This is a genomic window from Streptomyces sp. Sge12 (assembly GCF_002080455.1).
Lineage (GTDB): Bacteria > Actinomycetota > Actinomycetes > Streptomycetales > Streptomycetaceae > Streptomyces.
In genome coordinates, this window is record NZ_CP020555.1 from 5002247 (window position 1) to 5028348 (window position 26102).

Annotated in this window: 23 protein-coding genes and 2 tRNA genes; 22 read left to right on the forward strand and 3 right to left on the reverse strand. The window is 72.3% G+C overall.

Annotated features, from left to right (window positions below):
* Window positions 1-57: 57 nt before the first annotated feature.
* A complete protein-coding gene (locus B6R96_RS22390; protein ID WP_051779596.1) occupies window positions 58-1173 on the reverse strand; it encodes a Gfo/Idh/MocA family protein in 1116 nt (371 codons plus the stop codon).
* Window positions 1174-1300: 127 nt separating this feature from the next.
* Here B6R96_RS22390 and B6R96_RS22395 point away from each other — a divergent pair, with 127 nt between their 5' ends.
* From B6R96_RS22395 to B6R96_RS22455, 13 genes are all read left to right on the forward strand, one after another.
* Complete coding sequence (locus B6R96_RS22395; RefSeq protein WP_237291687.1) at window positions 1301-2413, forward strand: ROK family transcriptional regulator; 1113 nt, start codon at window positions 1301-1303, stop codon at window positions 2411-2413.
* Between the two features lie 275 nt (window positions 2414-2688).
* Complete coding sequence (locus B6R96_RS22400; RefSeq protein WP_030388607.1) at window positions 2689-3435, forward strand: hypothetical protein; 747 nt, start codon at window positions 2689-2691, stop codon at window positions 3433-3435.
* A 152-nt stretch (window positions 3436-3587) separates the two neighbouring features.
* A complete protein-coding gene (locus B6R96_RS22405) occupies window positions 3588-4352 on the forward strand; it encodes a GntR family transcriptional regulator (protein ID WP_081523412.1) in 765 nt (254 codons plus the stop codon).
* A gap of 148 nt (window positions 4353-4500) precedes the next feature.
* On the forward strand, window positions 4501-5622 hold the full coding sequence (locus B6R96_RS22410) for a TIGR03364 family FAD-dependent oxidoreductase (protein ID WP_081523414.1): 1122 nt from the start codon (window positions 4501-4503) through the stop codon (window positions 5620-5622).
* Between the two features lie 5 nt (window positions 5623-5627).
* Complete coding sequence (locus B6R96_RS22415) at window positions 5628-6323, forward strand: phosphonatase-like hydrolase (RefSeq protein ID WP_081523416.1); 696 nt, start codon at window positions 5628-5630, stop codon at window positions 6321-6323.
* A complete protein-coding gene (locus B6R96_RS22420; protein ID WP_081523417.1) occupies window positions 6320-7375 on the forward strand; it encodes an ABC transporter ATP-binding protein in 1056 nt (351 codons plus the stop codon). The genes B6R96_RS22415 and B6R96_RS22420 overlap by 4 nt, the downstream gene beginning before the upstream one ends.
* Window positions 7368-8342 (forward strand): 2-aminoethylphosphonate ABC transporter permease subunit, encoded by a 975-nt coding sequence (locus B6R96_RS22425; RefSeq protein ID WP_081523418.1) that lies wholly within the window; start codon window positions 7368-7370, stop codon window positions 8340-8342. Before B6R96_RS22420 ends, B6R96_RS22425 begins: the two co-directional genes overlap by 8 nt.
* Window positions 8329-9126: an ABC transporter permease gene (locus tag B6R96_RS22430; RefSeq protein ID WP_053171744.1), complete on the forward strand. Its 798-nt coding sequence runs from the start codon at window positions 8329-8331 to the stop codon at window positions 9124-9126. Before B6R96_RS22425 ends, B6R96_RS22430 begins: the two co-directional genes overlap by 14 nt.
* A gap of 85 nt (window positions 9127-9211) precedes the next feature.
* On the forward strand, window positions 9212-10285 hold the full coding sequence (locus tag B6R96_RS22435; RefSeq protein ID WP_081523420.1) for a 2-aminoethylphosphonate ABC transporter substrate-binding protein: 1074 nt from the start codon (window positions 9212-9214) through the stop codon (window positions 10283-10285).
* A gap of 149 nt (window positions 10286-10434) precedes the next feature.
* A complete protein-coding gene (locus tag B6R96_RS22440) occupies window positions 10435-11958 on the forward strand; it encodes an alkaline phosphatase family protein (RefSeq protein ID WP_203351644.1) in 1524 nt (507 codons plus the stop codon).
* Between the two features lie 143 nt (window positions 11959-12101).
* Complete coding sequence (locus B6R96_RS22445) at window positions 12102-12881, forward strand: HAD-IIA family hydrolase (protein ID WP_030388598.1); 780 nt, start codon at window positions 12102-12104, stop codon at window positions 12879-12881.
* Between the two features lie 128 nt (window positions 12882-13009).
* Window positions 13010-13606 carry a hypothetical protein gene (locus B6R96_RS22450; protein ID WP_053171740.1) on the forward strand — a complete coding sequence of 199 codons (597 nt, stop codon included), beginning with the start codon at window positions 13010-13012 and terminating at the stop codon, window positions 13604-13606.
* 5 nt (window positions 13607-13611) lie between these two features.
* The gene (locus B6R96_RS22455) at window positions 13612-14280 is read left to right on the forward strand and encodes a class F sortase (protein ID WP_053171738.1); all 669 of its coding nucleotides are present in this window, start codon (window positions 13612-13614) and stop codon (window positions 14278-14280) included.
* Between the two features lie 90 nt (window positions 14281-14370).
* Here B6R96_RS22455 and B6R96_RS22460 read toward each other — a convergent pair.
* A tRNA-Lys gene (locus B6R96_RS22460) sits at window positions 14371-14444 on the reverse strand.
* A 227-nt stretch (window positions 14445-14671) separates the two neighbouring features.
* On the opposite strand from B6R96_RS22460, the gene B6R96_RS22465 reads away from it, so the two are divergent.
* The 5 genes from B6R96_RS22465 (at window position 14672) to B6R96_RS22485 (ending at window position 20731) form a co-directional block, all read left to right on the forward strand.
* Window positions 14672-16009, forward strand: coding sequence for a peptidoglycan-binding protein (locus tag B6R96_RS22465; RefSeq protein ID WP_081525204.1), 1338 nt, complete (start codon window positions 14672-14674; stop codon window positions 16007-16009).
* A gap of 11 nt (window positions 16010-16020) precedes the next feature.
* Window positions 16021-18024, forward strand: a complete 2004-nt coding sequence (locus tag B6R96_RS38655; protein WP_261341249.1) for an SPFH domain-containing protein — start codon at window positions 16021-16023, stop codon at window positions 18022-18024.
* A gap of 198 nt (window positions 18025-18222) precedes the next feature.
* Window positions 18223-18831 carry a lytic polysaccharide monooxygenase auxiliary activity family 9 protein gene (locus B6R96_RS22475; RefSeq protein ID WP_384510414.1) on the forward strand — a complete coding sequence of 203 codons (609 nt, stop codon included), beginning with the start codon at window positions 18223-18225 and terminating at the stop codon, window positions 18829-18831.
* A gap of 26 nt (window positions 18832-18857) precedes the next feature.
* Window positions 18858-20552, forward strand: coding sequence for an AMP-binding protein (locus B6R96_RS22480; protein ID WP_081523422.1), 1695 nt, complete (start codon window positions 18858-18860; stop codon window positions 20550-20552).
* A gap of 105 nt (window positions 20553-20657) precedes the next feature.
* A tRNA-Lys gene (locus B6R96_RS22485) sits at window positions 20658-20731 on the forward strand.
* Between the two features lie 78 nt (window positions 20732-20809).
* On the opposite strand, the gene B6R96_RS22490 is transcribed toward B6R96_RS22485, so the two are convergent.
* Complete coding sequence (locus tag B6R96_RS22490) at window positions 20810-21568, reverse strand: IclR family transcriptional regulator (protein ID WP_081523424.1); 759 nt, start codon at window positions 21566-21568, stop codon at window positions 20810-20812.
* Window positions 21569-21818: 250 nt separating this feature from the next.
* Here B6R96_RS22490 and B6R96_RS22495 point away from each other — a divergent pair, with 250 nt between their 5' ends.
* The 4 genes from B6R96_RS22495 to B6R96_RS22510 all read left to right on the forward strand — a co-directional run bounded on the left by B6R96_RS22495 (window position 21819) and on the right by B6R96_RS22510 (window position 26102).
* A complete protein-coding gene (locus B6R96_RS22495; protein WP_081523426.1) occupies window positions 21819-22958 on the forward strand; it encodes an LLM class flavin-dependent oxidoreductase in 1140 nt (379 codons plus the stop codon).
* 255 nt (window positions 22959-23213) lie between these two features.
* Window positions 23214-24899, forward strand: coding sequence for a glycosyl hydrolase family 18 protein (locus B6R96_RS22500; RefSeq protein WP_081523428.1), 1686 nt, complete (start codon window positions 23214-23216; stop codon window positions 24897-24899).
* A gap of 158 nt (window positions 24900-25057) precedes the next feature.
* Window positions 25058-25906, forward strand: a complete 849-nt coding sequence (locus tag B6R96_RS22505) for a helix-turn-helix domain-containing protein (protein ID WP_081523429.1) — start codon at window positions 25058-25060, stop codon at window positions 25904-25906.
* Window positions 25866-26102: a DUF397 domain-containing protein gene (locus B6R96_RS22510; RefSeq protein WP_081523430.1), complete on the forward strand. Its 237-nt coding sequence runs from the start codon at window positions 25866-25868 to the stop codon at window positions 26100-26102. The genes B6R96_RS22505 and B6R96_RS22510 overlap by 41 nt, the downstream gene beginning before the upstream one ends.

A 26102-nucleotide genomic window follows, 5' to 3' on the forward strand; every position in this document is an offset into this window, starting at 1 on the left:
ACACGGAACACGGAAGGGGCGGGGCTGCCGGTGGTGGCCCCGCCCCTTCCGCATGCCTCACTGCGCGGCGGGCAGCTCCACCACCACACCCTCGCGGGACGACCGGCGGGCCGCCTCCAGTACGTCGAGGCACTGCGCGGCCTCCTGCGCCGTCACCGGCGCGGGCCCGCCCGTGCGCAGGGCGGCCTCCACCGCCGCGTAGTACGCCGGGTAGTCGCCCTGCTCCGTCGGCACCGGGATCCCGCCGCCGGTCAGCGGCGATTCGCCGGAACCCAGCCGGCCCCACAGGTGCGGGGGCTCCTCGCCCCAGGGCAGGTCCCCGTTCGGCCGCAGCCCGTCGCGCAGGGCGCCCTCCTGCGGGTCCAGGCCGTACTTCACGTAGCCGGCCCGGGAGCCCAGCACGCGCAGCCGCGGCCCGAGCTGGGCGGTGGTCGCGCTGACGTAGAGGTGGGAGCGGACCCCGTTCGCGTGCGTGAGCGCGATGAAGGTGTCGTCGTCGGTCTCGGCGCCCGGGCGGCGTACGTCGGTCTCCGCGTAGACCCGTACCGCCGGGCCGAACAGGACGAGCGCCTGGTCGACGACGTGGCTGCCGAGGTCGTACAGCAGGCCGCCGATCTCCTCCGGGGCGCCCGACTCGCGCCAGCCGCCCTTCAGCTGCGGGCGCCAGCGCTCGAAACGGGACTCGAAGCGCTGGACCTCGCCGAGTTCCCCGTCGGCGATCAGGCGGCGCAGGGTGAGGAAGTCGTTGTCCCAGCGCCGGTTCTGGAAGACGGAGAGGAACGTTCCGCTGCGGTCCGCGAGAGCGGCGAGCTCGCGGGCCTCGGCGGCGGTGGCGGCGAGCGGCTTGTCCACGACCACCGGAACCCCGGCTTCGAGGGCGGTGGTGGCGAGCGGGACGTGCGTCCGGTTGGGGGAGGCGATCACGACGAGGTCGAGGTCCCGGTCCCACAGCTCGTCGGCGGTGGCGGCGATGCGGACGTCGGGGAACTCCGCGCGGGCCTGCGCCTGCCGGGCCGGGTCGGAGGTGACGACGGTGTCGAGGGCCAGCCCGTCCGTCGCGGCCACGAGGGGGGCGTGGAAGACGGAACCGGCGAGTCCGTAGCCGATGACGCCGACGCGCAGGGGTGCGGGGGCGGAAGAGGTGGGGGAGGCGGAGGAGGCGGAGGTGCTCATGGAGCCACTTTGGCAACAGTGTTGCTGGAGTGCAAGGAAGGTGGACAATGGGCTCGTGAACAGGGGAAGCGGGCACGGACGCGGCGGGGTGAACCTGCCGGCACTGCGCGGGTACAACGAGGCGCTGATGCTGGATCTGCTGCGCGGCGCGGGCCCGGCGGGCCTGGGGCGCGCCGAGCTCGCGACCCGTACGGGACTCACCCCGCAGGCCGTCAGCAAGATCACGGCCCGGCTCGGCGCGGACGGGCTGATCGCCGAGGCCGGGCGCGCCGCGTCCACCGGCGGCAAACCGCGCACCCTGCTCCGCCTGGTGCCGCAGGCGCGGCACGCGGCCGGGGTGCACGTGGACCGCGACGAGCTCCGGGCGGTACGGGTGGACCTGGCGGGCCGGGTCGTCGGCGAGTGCCGTGGCCCGCTGGACTTCGGGGCCGGCCCGGAAGCGGTGGTGGAGGCGGTCGTACGGGCCGTCGCGCGGGTCGCGGACCCGGTCGGGCTGCCGCTCCTGGGCGTCGGAGTGGTCGCACCGGGACCGCTCGACCACCGGGCCGGGACGATGGGGCGGGTCACCGGGTTCCCGAGCTGGAAGGGCTTTCCGCTGCGGGGGGTGCTCCAGGGGCGGCTGGGCCTGCCGGTCCTGCTGGACAAGGACACGAACGCCGGTGCGGCGGCCGCCGCCGGGGCGTGGCTGCGGGCCACGTGGCCGGATGCGGATGCGGATGCGGACGGGGACGCGGGGCTTGTGGCGGGCGCCGCGGGCGGCGTGCCGGATGCGTACGGGTATGCGGGCGGCGGGCCCCGCACCTGCGTGTACCTGCACGTCGGGACGGGGCTCGGCGCGGGGTTGTGGCTGGGCGGCGGGGTCTACCGGGGTGCGCGCTCGGCGGCGGGGGAGTTCGGGCACCAAGTCCTCCTGATGGACGGCCCGCCCTGCCGGTGCGGGGCGCGCGGCTGCGTGGAGGTGCTGTGCCTGGGGGCGGTGGCCCGGGGCGATCTGCCCGAGGCGGCGCGGATCCTGGGCGAGGCCGCGGCGAACCTGGTCGCGCTGCTGGACGTGGACCGCGTGCTGCTCGGCGGGCGGGTGGTGGAGGCGGCGCCGGACGTCTTCGTGGCCGGCGTCGGGGCGGTTCTCGCGGCCCGCGCGCTGGATCCGGCCCGGCCGGTGGTCGCCCTCGCGGGGGCGGGCGTGGCGGAGGGGGCGGCGGAGCTGGCGCTCGGGCCGGTGTTCGGGCGGGCGGAGTGACGGTCCCAAGCCGGGTGCGGGGCCTGGTGTCGTGCCGGGTGCGGCGCCGTTGCCGGGGGGCGCTGCCCCCGGACCCCCGCGCCTCAAACGCCGGCGAGGCTGGAAGGGGGCTGGAGGGGGTGGGTTGACCTGTGGGGCATTCGGGCGTAAACCGGAACGACTCAGGCGTGGCTCCCGGAGGGGGGTTGCGCGGGGGTGGCAGGGTGCGGGCAGGGCCGGGGCGATTGTCACCTGGTCCGATCATCGTCCCGTCCGGCGAGCAGCGAAGGTCTTCCATGCGACTGCGCAAAGCCCTTGCCCTCACCGCCGTTCTCTCCGCCGCCCTGGTCGCCGCCACCGCGCCCACCGCCGGGGCCGACATCGGTGCGGGCGGCGGCCGTCCCGCGCCCGCGCTGCCCTCCCGTACGCAGGCCACCTGCGGCGACGGAAAGAGCACCGCCTTCCCCATCGGGGCGCGCATCCGCGGCGGCCCGGCCGTGTACCGCACCGGTGCCGGGCCGCAGACCTGGTTCCTGGACCTGACCAACACCACGAACTCCGAGTGCACGGCCATCCACCCGATCGTCGTCTTCACCGACAAGGCCCGCACCCTGCGCCCCGCCCACCTGCGCATGGAGTTCGACGCCCCGGGCGGCACCTTCCCCGTCAGCCTGGAGCGGAGCGACCGCGACGAGATCATCGCCGTCTTCGACGGCGGTGACGCCTTCCCCGGCTTCACGGTCGGTCCCGGCGGCTCCCTGACCGTCAAGGTGGGTCTCGCCTTCGCCCCCGACGCCCCCGTGGGCGAGGTCGTCGCCGATGCCGCCCTCGTCCAGCGCAAGGGCGACGACGGCGACTGGATCGGCGAGGCGGGCGGCTACCAGTTCTCGGTCGAGGGACCGGCCGACCCCGTCGAGGCGGGCTCCCTCGCCCACACCGGCCACCGCGAGTGGGCGTACGGCGCCGCGGCCGTGACCGCGCTCGCCACCGGGGGCGGGCTGCTGCTGGGGGCCCGGCGCCTGCGCCGTACGCCCACGAGCTGACCGCGGCCGGCGCGCCCCGGCACCCGGCGCGCCCCAGTACCCAGCACCCGGCACCCCGGCACCCCAGCACCCCGGCACCCGGCACCCCGGCGGCCGTGCCGGGCCGCGGCCCGTCACCGTGCCGTCCCGGCCGCCCCGCATAGAGTCCCACCGTGGAAGAACAGACCCAGCGTCACCGCCCCGGCTCACCCGTCCGTTCCGGCATTCCCGAGCACGGCCGCATCCCCAAGTACTACGCCGTCAAGGCCCGGATCGCCGAGCTCCTCGACGAGCTCGGCGAGGGCGGCACGCTGCCCACCGAGCGGGATCTCGCCGAGCGGTACGAGGTGTCCCGCGAGACCGTCCGCCAGGCCCTGCGCGAGCTGCTGCTGGAGGGCCGGCTGCGCCGTTCCGGCCGCGGGACGGTCGTCGCCGGGCCCAAGCTGGAGCAGCCCCTCTCCCTCGCCAGCTACACCGAGGGCGTGCGCCGCCAGGGCCGCCGTCCGGGCCGTCACCTCATCGGCCTGGAGCAGTTCCCCTGCCCGCCCGACGTCGCTTCCGGTATCGGCGCCGAGCCCGGCGAGCCCGTCTGGCACCTGGAGCGGGTCCTGCTCGCCGACGACGAGCGCGTCGGCCTGGAGAGCACGTACATCCGGGTGGCCCGGGCCCCTCGCCTGGACGTCGATTTCCAGCCCGACTCCTCCTTCTACGCGTACCTCCGCGACAGCCTCGGAATCTCCTTCGGCGAGGCCGACGAGAAGCTGGAAACGGTCCTCGCGACCCCCCGCGAGGCCCTGCTGATCGGCACGCCACCCGCCCTCCCCATGCTGCTCATCCACCGCTTCTCACGGGACCAGGACGGCCGGCCGCTCGAGCGGGTCCGTTCGCTCTACCGTGGTGATCGGTTCAGCTTCACGACCCGTCTGCAGACCGCATAGCCCAGGACGTACCGCGCCGTATCGGACATAGTGGGGTGCTGTTCGATCACAGAAAGATAACGGGTCTAGTCCAAGTGTCGAGGTCTGTTCACCGGAGCGTTGCCGCACCGCCCCTCCCGGGTCACGGTCCGCACCCACCGTTGCCGACGTGAGAGTCATAGTCGTCGGAGGCGGCGTGGTCGGCACCATGCACGCCTGGCAAGCAGTCCAACGCGGCCACGAGGTCGTCCAGATCGAGCGAGAAGCGGAGGCCCGCGGAGCGTCACTGCGTAATTTCGGCCAGATCTGGGTCAGCGGACGGGCCGGGGGCGAGGAGCTCGACACCGCCCTGCGGGCCCGCGAGCTCTGGGAGCGCATCGGCGCGGAGGTGCCCGGCCTGGGCTTCCGCGCCAACGGCTCCCTCACCCCCGTCCACACCGCCCGCGAACTCGCGGTCGCCGAGGCGGCCCTGGCCCGCCCGGACGCCGCCGCCCGCGGCTACAAGCTGCTCACCGCGGCCGAGGCGCGGGAGATCAACCCGGCGCTGCGCGGCACCTTCGAGGCCGCCCTGTGGTGCGAGCGGGACGCGGCCGTCGAGCCGCGCACCGCGCAGCTCCACCTGCGCGAGGCCCTGCGCGCGTCCGGCCGCTACACCTTCCTCGCCGGCCGCGAGGTCCGCGAGGTGGTCGGCCCCGGAGCCGCCCGCGACGACCACGGCGACGTGCACCGCGCCGACGCCGTGGTCCTGGCCACCGGCGCCTGGCTGTCCGGCCTGGTCCGCGAACTGGCCCCCGACCTGCCCGTGCGCCGCGTCCGCCTCCAGATGATGCAGACCGACCCGCTCGGCGAGCAGCTGACGACCTCGGTCGCGGACGCCGACAGCTTCCGCTACTACCCGGCCTACGGCTCCCCCGCGCTCGACGTCCTCAACGCCGAGCAGGAGCAGGCGCCCATCGCCGCCGCGCACAAGATGCAGCTGCTGATGGTCCAGCGCCGAGACGGCGGACTGACCATCGGTGACACCCACGAGTACGAGCACCCCTTCGCCTTCGACACCCTCGAAGACCCCTACGAGCACGTCGCCGCCGTGGCCGAGTCCTTCCTGGGCCGCCCGCTGCCGCGGATCCGCCACCGATGGGCGGGCGTGTACGCGCAGTGCACCGACACCACCCGCGTCGTCCACCGCCAGCAGGTGGCCGACGGCGTCTGGCTGGTGACCGGACCCGGCGGGCGCGGCATGACCTGCTCGCCCGCCATAGCCGAGACCACCGCGAACGAACTGGGCTGGTAAGTCTGATGACCGAGAACCGCACGCAGAACCTGATCGTCCTCGACATGGCCGGTACCACCGTCGCCGACGGCGGCCTCGTCGAGCGCGCCTTCGGGCAGGCCGCCGAGCGCCTCGGGGTCGAGCCCGGCACCCCCGACCACGCCGAGAAGCTCCAGTACGTCCTCGACACCATGGGCGAGTCCAAGATCTCCGTCTTCCGCCACCTCTTCGGTACGGAGGAACTCGCCCGGCGCGCCAACTCCGCCTTCGAGGAGGCCTACGGGGAACTCGTCGACGGCGGTCTCGTCACCCCGATCCCCGGCGCCCGCGCCGCGATCGAAAAGCTCCGCGCCGACGGCCGCACCGTCGTCCTGACCACCGGCTTCGCCCGGGTCACGCAGGACGCCATCCTCGAGGCCCTGGGCTGGCAGGACCTCGCCGACCTCACCCTCTGCCCCGCGGACGCGGGCGGCCGCGGCCGCCCCTTCCCGGACATGGTGCTGACCGCGTTCCTGCGCACCGGCGCCGTGGACGACGTACGCGACCTCGTGGTCGCGGGCGACACCGCCTACGACATGCTCAGCGGCCGCCGCGCCGGAGCCGGGACCGTGGCGGGCGTCCTCACCGGCGCCCACGACCGCGCGGCGCTCACCGAGCACGGCGCGACGCACGTCCTCGCCTCCGTCGCCGAACTCCCCGCCCTCCTCGTGGAGTCGGCGTGAGCGGGATCCGCTTCGACGGCGTCACCGTCGCGTACGGCGGCAACACCGTCCTGGACTCCCTCGACCTGACCGTCGAACTGGGCGAGGTGATGGCCCTGCTCGGCCCCTCCGGTTCGGGCAAGACCACCGCCCTGCGCGCCGTCGCCGGCTTCGTACGCCCGGCCGACGGCCGGGTGCTGATCGGCGACCGGGACGTCACCGCGCTCCCGCCGCACAAGCGCGGCATCGGCATGGTCGTCCAGCAGTACGCGCTCTTCCCGCACATGCGGGTCCAGGACAACGTCGCCTTCGGCCTCAAGGCGCAGAAGGCGCCCAGGGCCGAGATCCCGGGACGCGTCGCCGAGGCGCTGGAGATGACCGGCATGGCCGCGTACGCCACGCGCTACCCGCGCGAGCTCTCCGGCGGTCAGCAGCAGCGCGTGGCCATCGCCCGGGCGCTCGCGATCCGCCCCGGGGTGCTGCTGCTCGACGAGCCGCTGTCCGCCCTCGACGCGCAGCTGCGCTCCGGGATGCTGGCCGAGCTGGCCCGGCTGCACCGAGAACTGCCCGACGTATCGATTCTGTACGTCACCCACGACCAGGTGGAGGCGCTCACCCTGGCCGACCGGATCGCCGTCATGGACCGGGCGAGGCTCCAGGACTGCGGGACCCCGCAGGAGCTGTACCGGGCCCCGCGCACCGAGTTCACCGCCTCGTTCGTCGGCAACGCGAACCTGCTGCCGGTGACGGTCGCCGAGGGCGGCGCGGTCTTCGAGGGCCGGGCGCTGGCCCTCGACCGCGGCCGCGCGGCGCCGGGCTCCAAGGCGACCCTGTGCGTACGGCCGCACCTGCTCGGGCTCGAGGCCGGGGCCGGCCGCAACGCGCTGAGCGGCACCATCGCCGAGGTCCAGTGGCGCGGTTCGACGCACCGGCTGTACGTGGACGTCGGCGGGCACCGGGTGAAGGCGGACCTCCCCGAGCTGCGGGAGACGCCCGCGCTGGGGGACCGGGTGACGCTGCACTTCGAGCCGCGGGATGCGGTGCTGTTGGGGGCGGGGGTGTCGGATGGCTGAGCGCACGCGGCGCGCCGTGGCCGTCCCGGCCCAGGATCGGGGCTCCGCCCCGGACCCCGCGCCTCAAACGCCGGCGGGGCCGGAGAGGCCCCCGGCGAGGCCCGAGAAGTCCCCGGCGGGGCTGGACAGGTCCCCGGTGGGGAGGGGCGGGGTGGCTCGTTGGTTGTGGGTGTTGCCGCCCGTTGTCATGCTCGGGCTCGTGTTCCTGTATCCGCTCGGGCTGGTCGTCCAGCAGTCGTTCAGTCCCAAGAGCGGCGGCGGCGCCTTCGACGCGTACGCCTCCGTCTTCGCCTCGCAGAGCTTCCGTGAGGCCCTGGGGACCACCGTCTGGCTGGCCGTCGGTGCCACGGCCGGCTGCCTCGTACTCGGCTTCGCGCTCGCGCTGGTCATCGCCTTCGTGCCCTTCCCCGGGGCCCGAGCCGTCGCCAAGTTCATCGACGTCTTCCTCTCCTTCCCCTCCTTCCTCATCACCCTCGCCCTCCTCTTCGTCTACGGCACGGTCGGCATGGCCAACGGCCTCGTCGCCGACCTCACCGGCGCTGCCGAAGGCCCCTTCCACTTCCTGACGACACCCTGGGGCGTCCTGCTCGCGGAGATCACATACTTCACGCCCTTCGTGATGCGCCCGCTGCTCGTCGCCTTCTCCCAGCTGGACACCGCCCAGCTCGAGGGCGCCGCCGGGCTCGGCGCGCGGCCCGCCCGGATCGTCCGGCAGGTGATCCTGCCCGAGGCCCTCCCGGCCCTCGCCGCCGGCGGCAGCCTCGTCCTGGTCATGTGCCTCAACGAGTTCGGGATCGTCCTGTTCACCGGCGCCAAGGACGTCACGACCCTCCCGATGCTCATCTACGGCAAGGCGATCCTCGAATCCGACTACTCGGCCGCCTGCGTGGTCGCCGTCGTCAACATCGCGATATCCGTCGGCCTGTTCGGCCTCTACCGGGTGGTGGGCAAGCGTGCTGGTGCATAGCAAGAGCGGCCGCTGGGCCGCCTGGGGCCTCTTCGGTCTCCTCTTCCTGCCGCTGTTCGCCCTGCCCCTGCTCGTCGTGGTGGCCGCTTCCTTCTCGACCCACTGGTCCGGGGCCTTCCCCTCCGGTCCGACCACCGAGAACTACGCCGGCGCCGTGCGCGGCGAATCCCTCCAGGCCCTGACCACCAGCCTGGTCACCGCCGTCGCCGCCAGCCTGCTCGCGCTGACCGTCGGGACCTGGGCCGCGCTGGCCGCGGCCGCGTTGAAGAAGCGCGGGAAGCGGTTGCTGGACGCGCTGTTCATGCTGCCCGTGGCCGTGCCGTCCGTGGTCGTCGGCCTCGCCGTGCTGGTCGCGTTCAGCCGGCCGCCGGTCCTGCTCAACGGCACCGGCTCGATCGTCATCCTGGCGCACACGATCCTTGTGACGGCGTTTGCCCATCAGTCGGTTTCGGCGGCGATCGTACGACTCGACCCCGCGTACGAGCAGGCGGCGGCTTCCCTGGGGGCCCGTCCCGCCTACGTGCTGTGGCGGGTCAAGCTCCCCCTCCTGCTGCCGTCGCTCACGGCCGCGGCCGGACTCTGCTTCGCCCTGTCGATGGGCGAGCTGAGCGCCACGATGATGCTCTACCCGCCGGACTGGATGCCCCTGCCGGTCCGTATCTTCACCGCCACCGACCGGGGTTCGCTCTTCAGCGGTTCCGCCGTCGCCGTGGTCCTGATGGCCACCACCCTCCTGGTCCTCCTGGCCGTCTCCCGCGTCCGCACCAGGGCCTCCTACCGCTGAACCGTCCCCCCTCCAGCCCCCCTTCCCTCCCTTCAGTCCTCCTTGCGACTCCCTTTCCGACTCCCTTTCCCCGTAAGGAAGTTCCATGACCGGCACGAGACTCCTGCGCACCGCCACCGTCGTCACCGGCAGCCTCGCCCTCGCCTCCTCCCTCACCGCCTGCGGCGGCTCCTCCGCCGCCGACTCCGAGGGCGGCGAGAAGATCGTCACCGTCTACAGCGCCGACGGGCTCAAGAGCGAGAAGGGCGACGGCTGGTACGACAAGGTCTTCGCCGACTTCACCAAGAAGACCGGCATCGAGGTCAAATACGTCGAGGGCGGCTCGGGCGAGATGGTGCAGCGCGCCGTCCGCGAGAAGACCAACACCCAGGCCGACGTGCTGATCACCCTGCCGCCCTTCATCCAGCAGGCCGACGGCAAGGGCCTGTTGCAGTCCTACCGCCCGCAGGGCTCCGACAAGGTCAACGGCGGGGACAAGTCCGCCGACGGCAAGTGGACCTCGGTCGTCAACAACTACTTCGGCTTCGTCTACAACAAGAAGGAGCTCGCCGAGGCCCCCAAGACCTGGGAGGAGCTGCTGGACGCCAAGTACAAGGGCAAGCTCCAGTACTCCACCCCGGGCGTCGCGGGCGACGGTACCGCCGTGCTCATCAAGTCGATGCACGACTTCGGCGGCAAGGAGCCGGCGATGGAGTACCTGAAGAAGCTCCAGGCCAACAACGTCGGCCCGTCCTCCTCGACCAGCAAGCTGGCTCCCAAGACCGACAAGGGCGAGCTGCTCGTCGCCAACGGCGACGTCCAGATGAACTTCGCGCAGTCCAAGTCCATGCCGAACCTGGGCATCTGGTTCCCCGCGAAGGAGGGCGGCAAGCCCACCACCTTCGCCCTGCCGTACGCGGCCGGGCTGGTCGACAAGGCCCCGCACACCGAGAACGGCAAGAAGCTCCTCGACCACCTGCTGAGCACGGAGGCCCAGGAGATGGTCAGCGGGATCGGCGGCGGCTTCCCGTCGCGTACGGACGTCAAGCCGACCGACGCCAACGCCGTCGAACTGACCCGGCTCATGGCGGGTGTCGATATCTTCGAGCCGGACTGGTCGGACATCGACAAGAACCTGACCGGCTACGTCGACGCGTGGAAGTCGGCAACCGGAAGCTGACCGGTTACTTCCTGGCCACCCAGGACCGGCAGAGTGACGCTTGCATAACGGGTCTGGACCGAAGACCGCACCTTCGGTCCGGACCCGGCACCTGCCCCACGCCCCACGCCCCGCTCCTTTCGCCGCTCACTTGCTCCCAGGAGGAGTACGTGTCCCCTGCCCTGCCCGGACGTCGTGCCATCGCCGCGACCGCCGTCACCTCCGCCCTGATCGCCGCCACGGTCGCGGCCACCCCGGCCGGCGCCGCCGACGCGGCCGCCAACACCGACAAGGTCCTCGTCATCGGCATCGACGGCGCGGTCCTGGACCGCGTCAAGGCCGCCGACGCACCGCACCTGAACGGCCTGATGGCCCAGGGTCTGACCGCCCGCAGCACCCTCTACGCGAGCCCCATGGCTGCCACCTCCTCGGGCCCCGGCTGGTCCACCATCGCCACCGGAGCCTGGCCCGACAAGCACGGGGTGAAGGACAACTCCTTCACCGGCAAGAACTACACGGCCTACCCGGACTTCCTGACCCGCATCGAGAACGCCAAGCCGGCGCTCAACACGTATGCGGCCGCCGACTGGGAGCCCATCACCTCCACCGACCAGAACGGCCCGATCTTCTCCCCGAAGGTGGACAAGCGCCTCTCCCTCAAGGGCGACCGCGACGGCTACCGCAACGAGGACCCGAAGATCGCCGCCGCGGCCGCCGCCGAGCTGCGCGACCAGAACCCGGACGCCGCCTTCGTCTACCTCGGCGAGATCGACGCGGCCGGCCACTCCTACGGCGCGGCCAGCCAGCAGTACCTCGACACCATCGCCCGCGTGGACACCCTGGTCGGCCAGCTCCTCACCGCCGTCCAGAACCGCCCGACGTACGCCCAGGAGAACTGGAAGGTCCTGGTCACCACCGACCACGGCCACACCAACTCCGGTGGCCACGGCGGCTCCACCATCCAGGAGCGCGGCACCTTCGTCATCGCCCGGGGCGCGGGCATCCCGGCCGGTTCGGTACGCGACGACGTGAAGCTGGTCGACGTCGCCGCGACGGCCCTCGCCCAGGTCGGCGTCGGCGCCCCCGGCATCGACGGCACCCCGCTGAACGCCCCCGACTCCGACCCCTTCGACACCCTGCGGCCGAACCTCCAGGCCCGGGTGGACGAGACGGGCATCCCGGCCGGGGTGAAGGGCTTCACGCACACCCCGCCCGCCGGCTGGTCCGTCGACAACTCGAAGATGGGCACCGGCGGGGTCGCCGAGTGGGCCGGCTGGGCCTTCGCGACCGACGAGTTCTGGAGCCAGTCGCAGCGCGACCAGTGGCGCGAGCTGAACGTCCGCTCCCGTGACGTCTTCGCCGTCGCCGACTCCGACGAGTGGGACGACAAGAGCCACACCGGCACCTTCGACTCCACCCTGATCACCCCCAAGTGGGCGGTCACCGGCGGCAGCACCCGCAATCTGACCTTCCGGACGCACTACCGCCAGGAGGCCGGCCAGACCGCCCAGGTCCTGGTCTCCTACAACGGGGCCGCCCCGACCGTGGTGAAGTCCTACACGGCCGACGCCGTCGCCAGGTCCGAGTCCATCGCCCTCCAGGTCCCGGCCGGCGCCACCGACGTCCAGGTCCGCTTCCGCTACAGCGGCAACAACAACTGGTACTGGACCGTCGACGACGTCCGTCTGGGCTGATCCGGCTGATCCTCCGGTCCGATCTCTCGGGGGCCGGTGCCTCCTCGGGTCCGGGCTGTGGACGTCCCTGCCGTCCACGGCCCGGCCCCGATAGGGTGGTAGAGACCAGATGTCGCAGGTCACCGAGAGCGGAGAACAGTCCAGTGGCAGAGCGCAAGCCGATCGAATCCTGGCTCACCGACATGGACGGGGTCCTCATCCACGAGGGCACCCCGATCCCCGGCGCCGATGCCTTCATCAAGCGGCTGCGCGAGTCCGGCAAGCCCTTCCTGGTGCTGACCAACAACTCGATCTACACCCCCCGCGACCTCCAGGCCCGGCTGCACCGCATGGGCCTCGACGTTCCCGTCGAGAACATCTGGACCTCGGCGCTGGCCACCGCCAAGTTCCTCGACGACCAGCGCCCCGGCGGCACGGCGTACGTCATCGGCGAGGCCGGGCTGACCACCGCCCTGCACGACATCGGTTACATCCTGACCGACCACGAGCCCGACTACGTGGTCCTGGGTGAGACCCGGACGTACAGCTTCGAGGCGATGACCAAGGCGGTCCGCCTGATCAACGCGGGCGCGCGCTTCATCTGCACCAACCCCGACGAGACCGGCCCCTCCACCGAGGGCCCGCTCCCGGCCACCGGCGCCGTCGCCGCGCTGATCACCAAGGCGACCGGCAAGAAGCCGTACTTCGCCGGCAAGCCGAACCCGCTGATGATGCGTACCGGCCTGAACGCCATCGGCGCGCACTCGGAGACCAGCGCGATGATCGGCGACCGGATGGACACGGACGTGCTGGCCGGTCTGGAGGCGGGCATGCAGACCTTCCTCGTCCTCACCGGGCTGACCACCGAGCGGGACACCGAGAAGTTCCCCTTCCGCCCGACCAAGACGGTCGCCTCGATCGCGGACCTGGTCGACCTGGTCTGACGCGGATCCCGGACGGCGTACGGCCGAACGGGCGTACCGCGTTTGGGGTGTACGGCCGACACGTACGGCGCCGCTCCGGATGCGCGGCGGCGCGCCGCGCGTGAATCTCCTTGTCGAGGAGGTTCACCATGCGCAGTGTTCCGATCGCTGTCCGCGCCACCGCGATGGCCGCCACTCTGGCGGCGTTCTCGGTGGTGACCGCGCCGACCGCCCTGGCGGGCGAGGAGGATCGCGGTGGCCGCGGCGACCGCGGCAGCATCTCGGTCGACCCGAATCCGGCTCACCCCGGAGCGCAGGTCAAGCTGCGCGTCCAGGGCTGCGACGGCACCCGCGGAGCGGCCAAGTCCGCCGCCTTCGTGTCCGACGTCGACCTCTACGGACGGGACGGCGGCCGCAGCCCGCTGTACGGCGAGGGGACGATCAGCTCGCACGTCTCGCCCGGCTGGCACTCCGTCCGGGTGATGTGCGACGGGCACGAGAAGATCAGCGGCTCGATCCAGATCTCCCAGTACCGCCCCTCCCACCACCCCAGTCCCGTCTGGCCGGTCCACGCGGGAGGCGGCGGCATGGCCGCCGAGCTCGCGGCCGACACGGCCAAGAAGGACCACGGCAGTGACGGTCCGGGGCTGCCGCACACGCTGATCGGCGCCATCCTCGCCGCCGTGGCCACCCTGGCCGTCGCGGGCCGGGCGCTCACGCTGCGCCGCCGCCGCAGCGGTGAGTGAGGACGGTGAGCGAGGACAAGGCCTCCGCGGGCGGCCGGCTGCTGACCTTCGCCGCCTGGGCGGTGCTGGTCCTCGGCCTGTGGCTGTGGGGCCGCCAGCTCACTGTCGCGCCGGCCCCGACCGCGGGCCAGGCGGGCGGCACGGTGGGTCCGGGGCTGCCGGCCGCGCACGCCCCGCTCGCCGCGTCCCTGCCGCAGCGCGTCGACCTGCCCTCCATAGGCATCCAGGCCCCGGTGATCTCCCGGGACCTGGACAAGGACGGCGCGATCGAGCCGCCCCCGTACGACCAGCCGGGCACGGTGGGCTGGTGGGGCCGGGGCACCCGGCCGGGGGCGGCCGGGACGGCGCTCATGGTGGGGCATGTGGACACGCGTTCGAAGCCGGCGGTGTTCTACGGCCTGAGCTCGGCGCAGCCGGGCGACAAGGTACGGGTGGTGCGGGCGGACGGTTCGGTCGCCGAGTTCACGATCGAGGACGTACGGGTCTACGAGCGCGCCGCCTTCGACCCGCACAAGGCCTACGGCCAGCGGGTGCGCGGCCGCGCCGAGCTGCGGCTGGTGACCTGCGGGGGCTCGTACGACAAGGTGGCCAAGGAGTACACGGCGAACGTGGTGGTCTCCGCCTATCTGACGGGCGTCGGAGCCCGCCCGGGCACGCCGGGCACCGCGGCCTGACCGCGCAGCACAGCACGAGGCGCAACACGAACGCAGGACGACACGAAGAAGCCCCTCGCAGCTTTCGCTGTGAGGGGCTTCTTCCGTCTGTGCGCCGCCAGGGACTCGAACCCCGGACCCGCTGATTAAGAGTCAGCTGCTCTAACCAACTGAGCTAGCGGCGCTTGCTGACAGAGAAAACTCTACCCCACGTCCGGGGGTGTCCGTGACCAGCCACGCCCGCCTTGTCCGATTAACCCATGTTTGACGGGTTTATCGTGCACGATATGTCTGCGCGTGCCGCATCTGATGCCTTATCAGGTGCGGCTTCCGCCGACCAGTGGACGAGTGGGATGAGCAGGGGAGTGGACGGAACCGCATGACGATGCAGCCTCCGACGACGCATGTGCAGATGCCGATGCCCGGTTTCGAGGAGTACGAGCCCGCGGGCGACTGTGCGTGCCGGGGCTGCGCCCAGCGCCGCCGCGCCCTCGCCCGCGCGCGGGCCATACCGCTCCGGGACGGGGGGCACCCGGCCGCACGCGGCGCCCGCCGGGCGCTGGTGCTGGCCACCGCCGCGGGAGTGGTCCTCGGCGGCACGAGCGCGACCGCGGTGGCCGTGACCACGCCGGCGCCGGGGCCGGTGGCCCTGGACGACCCCGGTTCCCCGCAGGGCGGGCGGACCCCGCTGCACGGCCCGAAGGGCGGCCCGGTCGGGAAGCCCGGCGCTCCGGCCAAGCCGGGCGCCGTGCGGCGGATCGACCGCGCGACGATCATCAACCGGGCGAAGCTGTGGCTGGACGCCAAGGTCCCGTACAGCATGTCCGAGTACTGGACGGACGGATACCGGCAGGACTGCTCGGGCTACGTCTCCATGGTCTGGAACCTCGGTACGAACGAGTGGACCGGCAGCCTCGACAAATTCGCCACCAAGATCACCAAGGATGAGCTGCTGCCGGGGGACATGCTGCTCTTCCACAATCCGGCGGACCCGAACAACGGCTCGCACGTGGTCATCTTCGGCGGCTGGGTCGACGAGACGCACACGCACTACGTCGCCTACGAGCAGACGCGCCCGACCACGCGGAAGCTGGCCACGCCCTACGGGTACTGGAGCAACGCGACGAAGTACGTCCCGTACCGGTTCAACGGGGTGCCGGGCGGGATCCTGCCGGACACCCCCGCCGATCCGCCCGCGGGCCCCAAGCCGGGGGACGTGAAGGCCTTCCCGGGCGCGGGCAAGTTCGGCCCCGGCGCCACCAACGACCACGTGGCCCAGCTCGGCCGCATGCTGATCGAGCGCGGCGCCTACCGCTTCTACCCCAAGGGGGTGGCGGACCGGACGTGGAGCGACCACGACAAGCTCGCCACCGCCGCCTTCCAGCGCGCGCAGGGCTGGTCGGGCGCCGAGGCCGACGGGATTCCGGGCGCTCACACCTGGCGGCTGCTGGTCGACAAGCAGGGCAAGAACATCCCGCCGACGGTGGCGGGCGCGCCGGGGCCGGGTGGCGTACGGGCCTACCCGGGCGCCTCGGTGTTCCGCCCGGGCAGGCCGAGCGAGGCCATCAGGGCCCTCGGCCTCCAGCTGGTGAAGAAGGGCTTCGGCAAGTACTACACATCCGGTCCGGGCCCGCTCTGGAGCGAGGCCGACCGCCGCAACGTCGAGGCCTTCCAGCGTGCGCAGGGCTGGACCGGGGCCTCGGCCAACGGCTACCCGGGCCCGGAAACCTGGCGCCGGCTGTTCGCATGACGGAGGTAACGATGTTCCCCACGCGCACCACCTCGACCACGGGCACCCTCCGAGTGCCGCCGCTGGCCTCCCCGGTGGCGGTTTGGGCGGCGGACCCCGCCCCCGCCCCCGCCGCGGTGCCGGTGCCCGCAGCCGCGCCCGAACCGACGCCCGCACCCGCAGCCCACCCTGTGTACGCCGCCGCGCCCACCCACACGGCGGTGGCCGTGGCCGTGGCCGCGCCGCGCGAGGCGGTCGAGCCGGGCCCGCCGCCGGCCATGGTGAGCAGCCCCGCCATGACGGAGCAGAATCCCTTCGGCCGGTCCGCGGCGGATCTGCCGCAGGGGTGGGAGGTGCCGGCGGCCCGGGCCCACCCGTACGACGAGGGGGACCAGGGCGCCGACCCGTCGGCCGCCGCAGCGGGCCTGGACATCCCGCACCCGCAGGACGAGGAGGCCCACGCCGGGGTCGCCACCCTGCGCCTACGGGCCGCCGAGCCGACGCCGCCGGCGGACCCCGAATCCGACCCCGCACCCGCTCCCGCGGCAACCGCGCCCGCACCCGCACACGCTCCCGAGTCGGCGCCCGAGCCGGTGCCCGCGCCCGAACCGGCGGCAGCCTCTCCCTCTCCCGCTCCCGAGGCCGAGCCCGCACACGCACACGCGCCCGCTTTCTCTTCCGCTCCCGCACCCGCACTCGCGCCCGAGGTCGAGCCCGCACAGGCACACGCGTCCGCACCCGCCTTCGCACCCGCGCCCGCGCCCGCGCCTGCTCCTGTGCCCGCACCCGAGCGACCCGCACCCGCACCGGCGGCAGCCGCACCCGCGCCGGCGCCCGCGCCCGAGCGGCCCGCTCCCGGAGCGCCGGTCGCGGCGCATCCGCACTCCGGGATTCCCGGCCCCGGGCCGGTAGAGATCGTCGCCCGGGCCGTGGCCCGCGGCCTGGGCGAGGCCGAGGCCGCGCCGGACCTCCCGCTCCCCTCGGCCCACCGGGGCGCCTCGGCCGTCGAGGTGCCGGTGCACCTCCCGTTCCGCAGCACGCAGCAGCTCCCGGTGGTGCCCGCGCCCACGCCCGAGCGGCCCGCGCCCGCCCGGTCCACCGCCCGGGCCCCCCGCCCCGCCCCCGGTCGCCGCGTCCCCCGCGGTGACGACCGGCTCCGGGAGCACCGCGGCCCGGTGCTGCCGGGCTGGGTCGGCGTGTCCGTCGGCGGGCTCGCGCTCGCCGGCTGTGTGGCCGTGCTCTGGCGGGCCGGTGTCGTCCCCGCCCCCTTCGTGGCGGCCTTCGGCGCGGCCCCCCGGGTCTACCACGGCCTGCGCGCCACCCACTGGCCCCCGCTGGCCTTCCTCGGCATCGTCGCCCTCGTGGCGCTCGGCGGCCTCGGCCGGGCCCGTACCGGGCACGCCTGGGTGCTCACCCTCTTCGGCCGGTACCGCGGCACGGTCCGCCGTACCGGCCTGACCTGGGTGAGTCCGCTCCTGCTGCGCCGCCGGGTCGATGTACGCCTGCGGCACTGGCGCAGCGATCCCATGCCCGCCGTGGATTCGGGCGGCCTCGCCCTCCAGGTCGTCGTCCAGGTCGTCTGGCAGGTCAGGGACACCGCCCGGGCCACCCTCGCCGTCGAGGACCACACGGAGTACCTCGCCGAGCAGGTCGAGTCGGCGATGGCCCGCGTGCTCTCGCAGCTGCCCGCCGACGCCTTCCACGAGGACGCCCCGACCCTGCGTGACGCCGAGGCCGTCGGTGACGCGCTGACCCGGATGCTGGCGGCCGAGACCGAGGCCGTCGGGATCGAGGTCTTCTCGGCCCAGCCGACCCGGATCGAGTACGCGGCCGAGGTGGCCGAGGCCATGCGCCGCCGCCGGGTCGCGGCGATCGACGCCAAGCACCGGGACACCGTGCTCACCTCGGTCGTGGACGCCGTGGACGACACCGTCCACCGGCTGACCTCGCGCGGACTGGTGGAGCTCGACGACTACGAGCGCAAGGCGCTGGTGAAGGACCTCACGGTCGCCTTCTACACGGGCCGCTCCGAGTAGGAGGGCGACCGGGGGAGTCCGCAGGGGGCCGGGGGGAGATTCAGCGGTACGGGAGCGGGTGGCCGGAATTTACCGGACCACCCGTTTTCCCATTGGTATGGACATGGCCAACTCTCGTCAATAATCTGGAACTTGGTCTAGACCTAATCCCCACGCGAGCGCGCTCTCACCGAACTCCCCCCACGTTCAAGGAGCATCATGCGTCCCATCCGCATGCCCAAACGCGCCGGCGTCGCCGCGCTCGGCCTCGGCCTCGTCGCCGGAATCACCCTCGTCAGCGCCCCCACCGCCAGCAGCCACGGCTACACCGACACCCCGATCAGCCGCCAGAAGCTCTGCGCCAACAAGACCGTCTCCGACTGCGGCGCGATCCAGTGGGAGCCGCAGAGCGTCGAGGGCTTCAAGGGCTTCCCGGCCGCCGGCCCCGCCGACGGCAAGATATGTGCCGGCGGACTCTCCCAGTTCTCCGAGCTCGACAACCCGCGCGGTGGCGCCTGGCCCACCACCAAGGTGACCAGCGGGCAGAGCTACGCCTTCCGGTGGCAGTTCACCGCCAACCACTCCACCACCGACTTCAAGTACTACGTCACCAAGAACGGCTGGACCGGCACCAAGGCCCTCACCCGTGCCGACCTCGAACCCCAGCCCTTCCTCACCGTCGCCTACAACGGCGCCCGCCCCGCCATGACCACCGTGCACCAGGGCGCCATGCCGAGCGGCAAGTCGGGCCGGCACCTGATCCTGGCCGTCTGGACCGTCAACGACACCCCGATGGCCTTCTACGCCTGCTCCGACGTTCAATTCTGACGGTACGTCAGCTACCCTCCGGCGGCATGCGGACGACGACTGCACCCGACACCGTCGCGGAGCTCATAGCGCGCCAATGGGGCGACCACCGGCCCGGGCTGAAACACGAGGACGGCCTCCTCAGCCACCACCGGACCGCCCAGGAGGCCGCCGCGCGCGCCGCGCTCCTCGTCGACCTCATGCCCCCGGGGGCCGAGCCCCACCTCGGGATCCTGCTCGACAACACCCCCGAGTTCCCGTTCTGGCTCGGCGCGGCGGCCCTCGCCGGGGCCGCCGTCGCCGGGATCAACCCCACCCGGCGCGGCTCCGAGCTGGCCCGCGACATCCTGCACACCGACTGCCGGATCCTGATCACCGAGCGGGCCCACCTGCCGCTGCTGCGCGACCTCGACCTGCCCGGCGTACGGATCCTGGTCACCGGCACCGAGGAGTACGAGACCCTCCTCGCCCCCTACGCCGCCGCCGAGCCCGGCGAAGCCGCGCTGCGCACCCCCGCCCCGGACTCGCGCCTCCTCCTGTACTTCACCTCCGGCTCCACCGGCGCCCCCAAGGCCGCCATCTGCACGCAGGGCCGGCTCGCCGCGGCCGGCTCGGCACTGGCCCGCCAGTTCTCCGTCACCCCCGACGACGTCCACTACGTCTGCATGCCGCTCTTCCACGGCAACGCCGTCATCGCCGACTGGCTGCCGGCGCTCGCCGGCGGGGCCGCGGTGGCCCTGCGGCGTCGATTTTCGGCCTCCGCGTTCCTGGACGACGTTCGGGGATACGGGGCCACGTACTTCACCTACGTCGGGCGGGCGATCCAGTACCTCCTGGCCACCGAACCCCGCCCCGACGACCGCACGCACACCCTGCGCCTCGGCTTCGGCACCGAGGCCGGGGCGGTGGACGCGGCCCGCTTCGCCGAGCGGTTCGGGGTCCGGCTGGTGGAGGGCTACGGAGCCACCGAGGGCGGCGCCTCCGTCCAGCGCACCCCGGACACCCCGCCGGGCGCCCTGGGCCGGGCGGGCGCGGGCGACGACCTGGCGGTGATCGACCCGGAGACGGGTGCGGAATGCCCGCCTGCGCTGCTCGCCCCGGACGGCCGCCTGCTCAACGGCTCGGCGGCGATCGGCGAACTGGTCAACCGGGGCCGCAGCCTGTTCGAGGGGTACTGGCGCAACCCCGATGCGGAGGTCGACCGCACCCGGGACGGCTGGTACTGGACGGGGGACCTCTTCTTCCGCGACGCGGCGGGCTTCCTCTACTTCGCGGGCCGCACCGACGACCGGCTCCGCGTCGACAGCGAGAACCTCGCGGCGGCGATGATCGAGAACATCCTGGCCCGCTGGGCGGACGCGGCCGCGGTCGCCGTCTACGCCGTCCCGGACGAGGTGGCGGGGGACCAGGTGATGGCGGCGCTGGCCCTCCGGGAGGGCGCGGAATTCTCCCCGGAGGCCTTCGCGGCCTTCCTGGCCGGCCAGCCGGACCTGGGCACGAAGATGGCCCCGCGCTACGTCCGCATCGTCGGGGCCATGCCGACCACGGCGACGAACAAGGTCCACCGCGTCGCGCTCCGCCGCGCGGGCTTCCGCTGCGCGGACCCGGTCTGGCACCGGTCCCCGGCCGGGGCCTACACCCCCCTCGGCCCCCCGGCGCTGACCACCCTCCTCGCCACGTACGAAGCCCAGGGCCGCAGCCACCTCCTGCCCCGGTGCGCATCCAGCCTCGCCGGCGATTGAGGCGCGGGGTCCGGGGCGGAGCCCCAGGTTCTTGGGCCGCACCGGCCCCCCGGGTAATGGTTTTGAGCACCCCCGAGGACCGGGTAGTATTTTCTCTGTCAGCAGGCGCCGCTAGCTCAGTTGGTTAGAGCAGCTGACTCTTAATCAGCGGGTCCGGGGTTCGAGTCCCTGGCGGCGCACCTGTCCTTCGGGCGGTTTCCGGTTCACCGGGAACCGCCCGAAGTGTTTTCCGGCCCCGCAAACGCACCGGCCCCGCCCTAGAGCGTGAGCGACAGCAGCAGCGGTGCCGCCTTCCGGTTCAGGGTGTCCGCCGCGGCCCGCAACCGGTGCGCGTGCTCGACCGGCATGGACAGCGCCAGGCAGCCCACCGAGGCCCCGGCCGTGATCGGAACCGCCGCGCAGACCGTGCCCACCGCGTATTCCTGGAGGTCCAGCACGGGCACGGTGGCCGGCTGCGCGTCCAGCTTGGAGAACAGGATCCGCTCGTTCACGATCGTCTTCGACGTCAGCCGGGCGATCTTGTGCCGGGACAGGTGGTCGCGCCGCCCGTTCAGGTCGAGCTGCGTCAGCAGGCACTTTCCGACCGCGCTGGCGTGCGCCGCGGAGCGGAAGTCGACCCACTCGTGGACCTTCGGGGTGCGCGGACTGTCCGCGAACTGGGTGATCCGGACCTCGCCGTCCACGTACCGGCTGATGTAGACGGCCGCGCCGACCGAGTCGCTCAGCCGGTCCAGCGTCTCCTGGAGCTTGTCGGTGAGCGCCTGCTGCCGGTCGATGCCCGAGCCGAGCAGGACGAGGGAGTCCCCTATGGCGTACGCCCCGTCGGACACCTGCAATACGTACCCCTCCCGGCGCAGCATGAGCAGCATCGGGGCGAGATGGACTGCGGGCAGGCCGGTCTCACGCGCGATCTGCACGTCCGTCACACCCCCGGTGTGACGCGCGATCGTTTCGAGTACGCGTAGTGCGTACTGCACCGAGTGGAACGGCGCGGTCGGCTCGGGCTTCAGCGCCACGGTTTCCCCCTAGCAGGTTGTTACCGCTTGCCCTACCACGATAGCCATCAAGAGGCCCATGTGGAGCGCCTGTTGAGGAGATTGATGGCTCAATCATGACTGTCTGCCTGGACCTACTCCTCTGGCATATGCCACAGACATGAACGGTACCCCGCACGGCCGGGAATGCCCGGCCGCCGCGCACGGTTCGAGTTCTTCGTACGGTGTCGCACTGATGTCGTGCGCACGGAAGAGCGAAACGGGAGCGACGATGAGTGACGCAGGGGACGACGCGCAGGGCCGCGCGAGCGCGAGCGGGGCGGCGAACCGGAACGCGAGCGGGATCCGCGGCACCGCCCACGGCCGGGCGACCGTACCGCTCTCCGTCCTGGACCTCGTCACCGTGGGTGCGGGCAGCACCGCCCACGCCTCCCTCCGCACCAGCGTGGAGATCGCCCGCCTCGCAGAGTCGCGCGGCTACCACCGCCACTGGGTGGCCGAACACCACTCCATGCCCGGTGTCGCCAGCTCCTCACCGGCCGTGATCCTGGCCCACCTCGCCGCGCACACCTCCCGCATCCGGCTCGGTTCCGGCGGGGTCATGCTGCCCAACCACGCCCCGCTCGCCGTCGCCGAGCAGTTCGGCACCCTGGAGGCGCTCGCCCCGGGCCGGATCGACCTGGGCCTCGGCCGCGCCCCCGGCACCGACGGCCGCACGGCCGCCGCGCTCCGCGGGCCCGGGCGCCTGGACGAGGCCGCGGACGAGTTCCCCCGGCGCCTCGCGGAGCTCACCCGCTTCCTCGACGACGACTTCCCCGACGGGCACCCGTACGCCCGCGTGCACGCCGTACCCGGCCCGGTGCAGGGCCCCACCGGGCGCCCGCCGCTGTGGCTGCTCGGCTCCTCCGGCTTCAGCGCCCGCCTGGCCGGCGAGCTCGGCCTGCCCTTCGCCTACGCCCACCACTTCTCGGCCGCCGGCACCCTGCCCGCGCTCGACCTCTACCGCCAGAGCTTCCGCCCCTCGGCCGTCCTCGACGCCCCCTACGCCGTCATCGGGGTCTCGGCGCTCGCCGCCGACACCGACGGGGAGGCCCGCGCCCAGGTGCTGACGGGCGCGCTGTCGATGCTGCGCCTGCGGACCGGGCGGCCCGGCCTGATCCCGACGCCCGAGGAGGCGGCGGCGTACGCCTTCTCCGCGCCGGAGCGGGAGTTCGTGGACAGCTGGCTCGCGAACGTCGTCCACGGCACTCCCGACGAGGTCCGCACCGGACTGGACGACCTAGCGAAGCTGACGGGGGCGGACGAGCTGATGCTGACCGCCAACGCCCACAGCGGGGCGGCCCGGTTGCGTTCGTACGGGCTCGTCGCAGATGTATACGGCATGCCGGCGCAGGCGCCCGCCGCTCATTGACGGAGTGCGAACGGGGTTTTGCTGGTTCGTTGCCGAAATCTTGCGGAGAGCTTCCTGAAGGGAGCCTTAAACCGCTCGTCACCCGGGGTGGCGAGCGGTTTCTGATGTGCGCTCGAGTCTCTGACTTGGGGAAATAGCGTCTGAGTGGTCTAGTCCTTCTTTGGTCCGAACCATTGACGCGGGGCTGGAGTGATCGCTATCACTTCTCTCACCCGAACCTCTTGCTCTCTCCTCCCAGCCCCCCGGAGGCAGTTCATGCACATCCGTAAACCCCTCATCGCGGCCGCCGCCACGGCCGCGCTGGCAGCCGGAGCGCTTGCCTCCTTCGCGGGACTCGGCACGGCCCAGGCCGCCGGCGCCGGCACCACCGCCGCGGCGGGCGGTGTCCGTATCGCCTACTACGACCAGTGGAGCGTGTACGGGAACGCCTTCTACCCCAAGCACCTCGACACCCGCGGCATAGCGGGCAAGCTGGACGTCATCAATTACTCGTTCGGCAACATCCACCCCACCAACCTCACCTGTTTCGAGGCGAACAAGGCGGCGGGCGACGACAACAACCCCAACGCCGGTGACGGTGCGGGCGACTCGTACGCCGACTACCAGAAGTCCTTCAGCGCCGCGGACAGCGTCAGCGGGGTCGCCGACAAGTGGGACCAGCCGATCGTCGGCGTCTTCAACCAGTTCAAGCAGCTGAAGGCCAAGTACCCCCACCTGAAGATCAACATCTCGCTGGGCGGCTGGACCTACTCCAAGTACTTCAGCGACGCGGCCAAGACCGACGCCTCCCGCAAGAAGCTCGTCTCCTCCTGCATCGACCAGTACATCAAGGGCAACCTGCCCGTCGAGGGCGGCTACGGCGGCCAGGGCGTCGCGGCCGGCATCTTCGACGGCATCGACATCGACTGGGAGTACCCGGGCTCCTCCGGCGGCCACCTCGGCAACCACTACGCCCCCGAGGACAAGCAGAACTTCACCCTCCTGCTCAAGGAGTTCCGCGAGCAGCTCGACGCCTACGGCCAGGCCAACGGCGGCAAGAAGTACCTGCTGACCTCGGCGCTCCCGGCCGGCCAGGACAAGATCAAGTACATCGAGACGGACAAGATCGGCGCGTACCTCGACTACGCGAACATCATGACGTACGACATGCACGGCGCCTGGGACAGCGACGGCCCGACGTACCACCAGTCCCCGCTGTACTCCCCGGCCGGCGACCCGACCGACCCGATCGCCCCGGGCACCCAGAAGTACAGCATCGACAACGCGATCGACTCCTGGATCGACGGCAACCCGGCCTACGGCATCACCGGCGGCTTCCCCGCCAGCAAGCTGACGCTGGGCTACGAGTTCTACTACCGCGGCTGGAAGGGCGTCCCCGCCGGGGCGAACAACGGCCTCGCCCAGTCCGCGACCGGCGCCTCGGGCGCCCGGCCCACCAGCCAGCAGGCCGGCATCGCCAACTACAAGGAGCTCGGCGGCCTCGTCGACAACGCGGCGACCACCTTCTGGGACGACCAGGCCAAGGCCTCGTACTTCTACAAGGACGGCGAGTTCTTCACCGGCCTGAACCAGAAGTCCATCCAGGCCCGGGTCGACTACGGCAAGCAGCGCGGCCTGGCCGGCGCGATGATGTACTCCCTGCTCGGCCTGGACAACAACACCACCCTGCTGAACCAGATCTCGGACGCCCTCGGCGGCACCACGGTCCCGCCGACCACCCCGCCGACGACGCCTCCGACCACTCCGCCCACCACGCCTCCGACGACCCCGCCGACCACCGGCTGCGGCTCGACCCCGGCGTACGTCGCGGGCACCGTCTACACCGCCGGCAACGAGGTCTCCCACAACGGCCGCAAGTACAAGGCCCAGTGGTGGACGCAGAACGAGACGCCGGGCACCACCGGTGAATGGGGTGTCTGGAAGGACCTCGGCGCCTGCTGATCTCCCCCCACCCCGCGCCGAGCGACACCTCCGCCCTGTCCCCTCTCCGGGGGCGGGGCGGAGGTGTGTCACATGGTTGCCGGATTCCGGACATCCCTGCGTGTCGGTATCGCTACGCTCGGCCACAAGCTCGTTCTCCGCTTGGGGGTGCCGTTCCCATGGCCGTCGTCCGTGACATCGATCCCAGCGCCTCGCCGCTGGACTACTACAGCTACGAGCTGCGGCGGTTGAGGGAAGAGGCGGGCCTGAAGCAGGCGCAGTTGGGCGCGATCATCTTCTGCACCGGTTCCCTGATCGGCATGATCGAGAACGGCAAGCGGGTCCCGACACGGGACTTCTCGGAACGGGTGGATGCCGCGCTCGGCACGGGCGGTGTGTTCTCCCGCCTGGTGGGGCTGGTCCTACGGAGCGTCCTGCCGACGTGGTTCCAGCCGTACGCCGAGATGGAGGCCCGGGCGACCTTCATCTCCACGTACCAGTGCCAGCTGGTCTACGGGCTCCTCCAGACGACGGACTATGCGCGAGCAGTGCTCGGCGTCGACAACCCCGGAACGCTCGACACTGCTGTGGCGGCTCGCATGGATCGGCAGCGGATCCTCGGTCGTGCGAATCCGCCAGTGCTGTGGGTGGTGCTGGATGAGGCCGCCCTGTACCGGGAGATCGGCGGGCCTGAAGTCATGCGCGCCCAGCTCGCCCACCTGTTGAGCCTTCAGAGCCAGCAGTGGCTCGAGATCCAGGTGCTGCCCTTCGCAGTGGGCCAGCATGCGGGAATGATGGGCTCGTTCAACCTGCTGCGGTTCGACGACGATCCGGACATCCACTACAGCGAGAGCTATGACTCCGGCCATATGACGGCCAACGCGCAAGTGATCAAGGAGCGTTCGGTCGGCTACGCTCGCCTGCAAGCCGAGGCCCTTTCTCCCCGGGCGTCGGCAGAGCTGATCGCTCGCGTAATGGAGGAACGCTATGGGAAGCATCCAGAACCTGACGGGCGCGCGGTGGCGTAAGTCGTCCTACAGCGGCTCCAGCGGCGGCGACTGCGTGGAGTGCACCCCCCTCGGCGGAGCCGCGTGGCGCGAGGCCGCGTACAGCGGAACCACCGGAGGAGACGGCCGGGTCGCGGTCCGGGACTCCAAGAACCCCGGCGGGCCGGTCTTCACGGTCACGGCAGACGCGTTCGGCGCCTTCGTGCGGAGTCTCTGA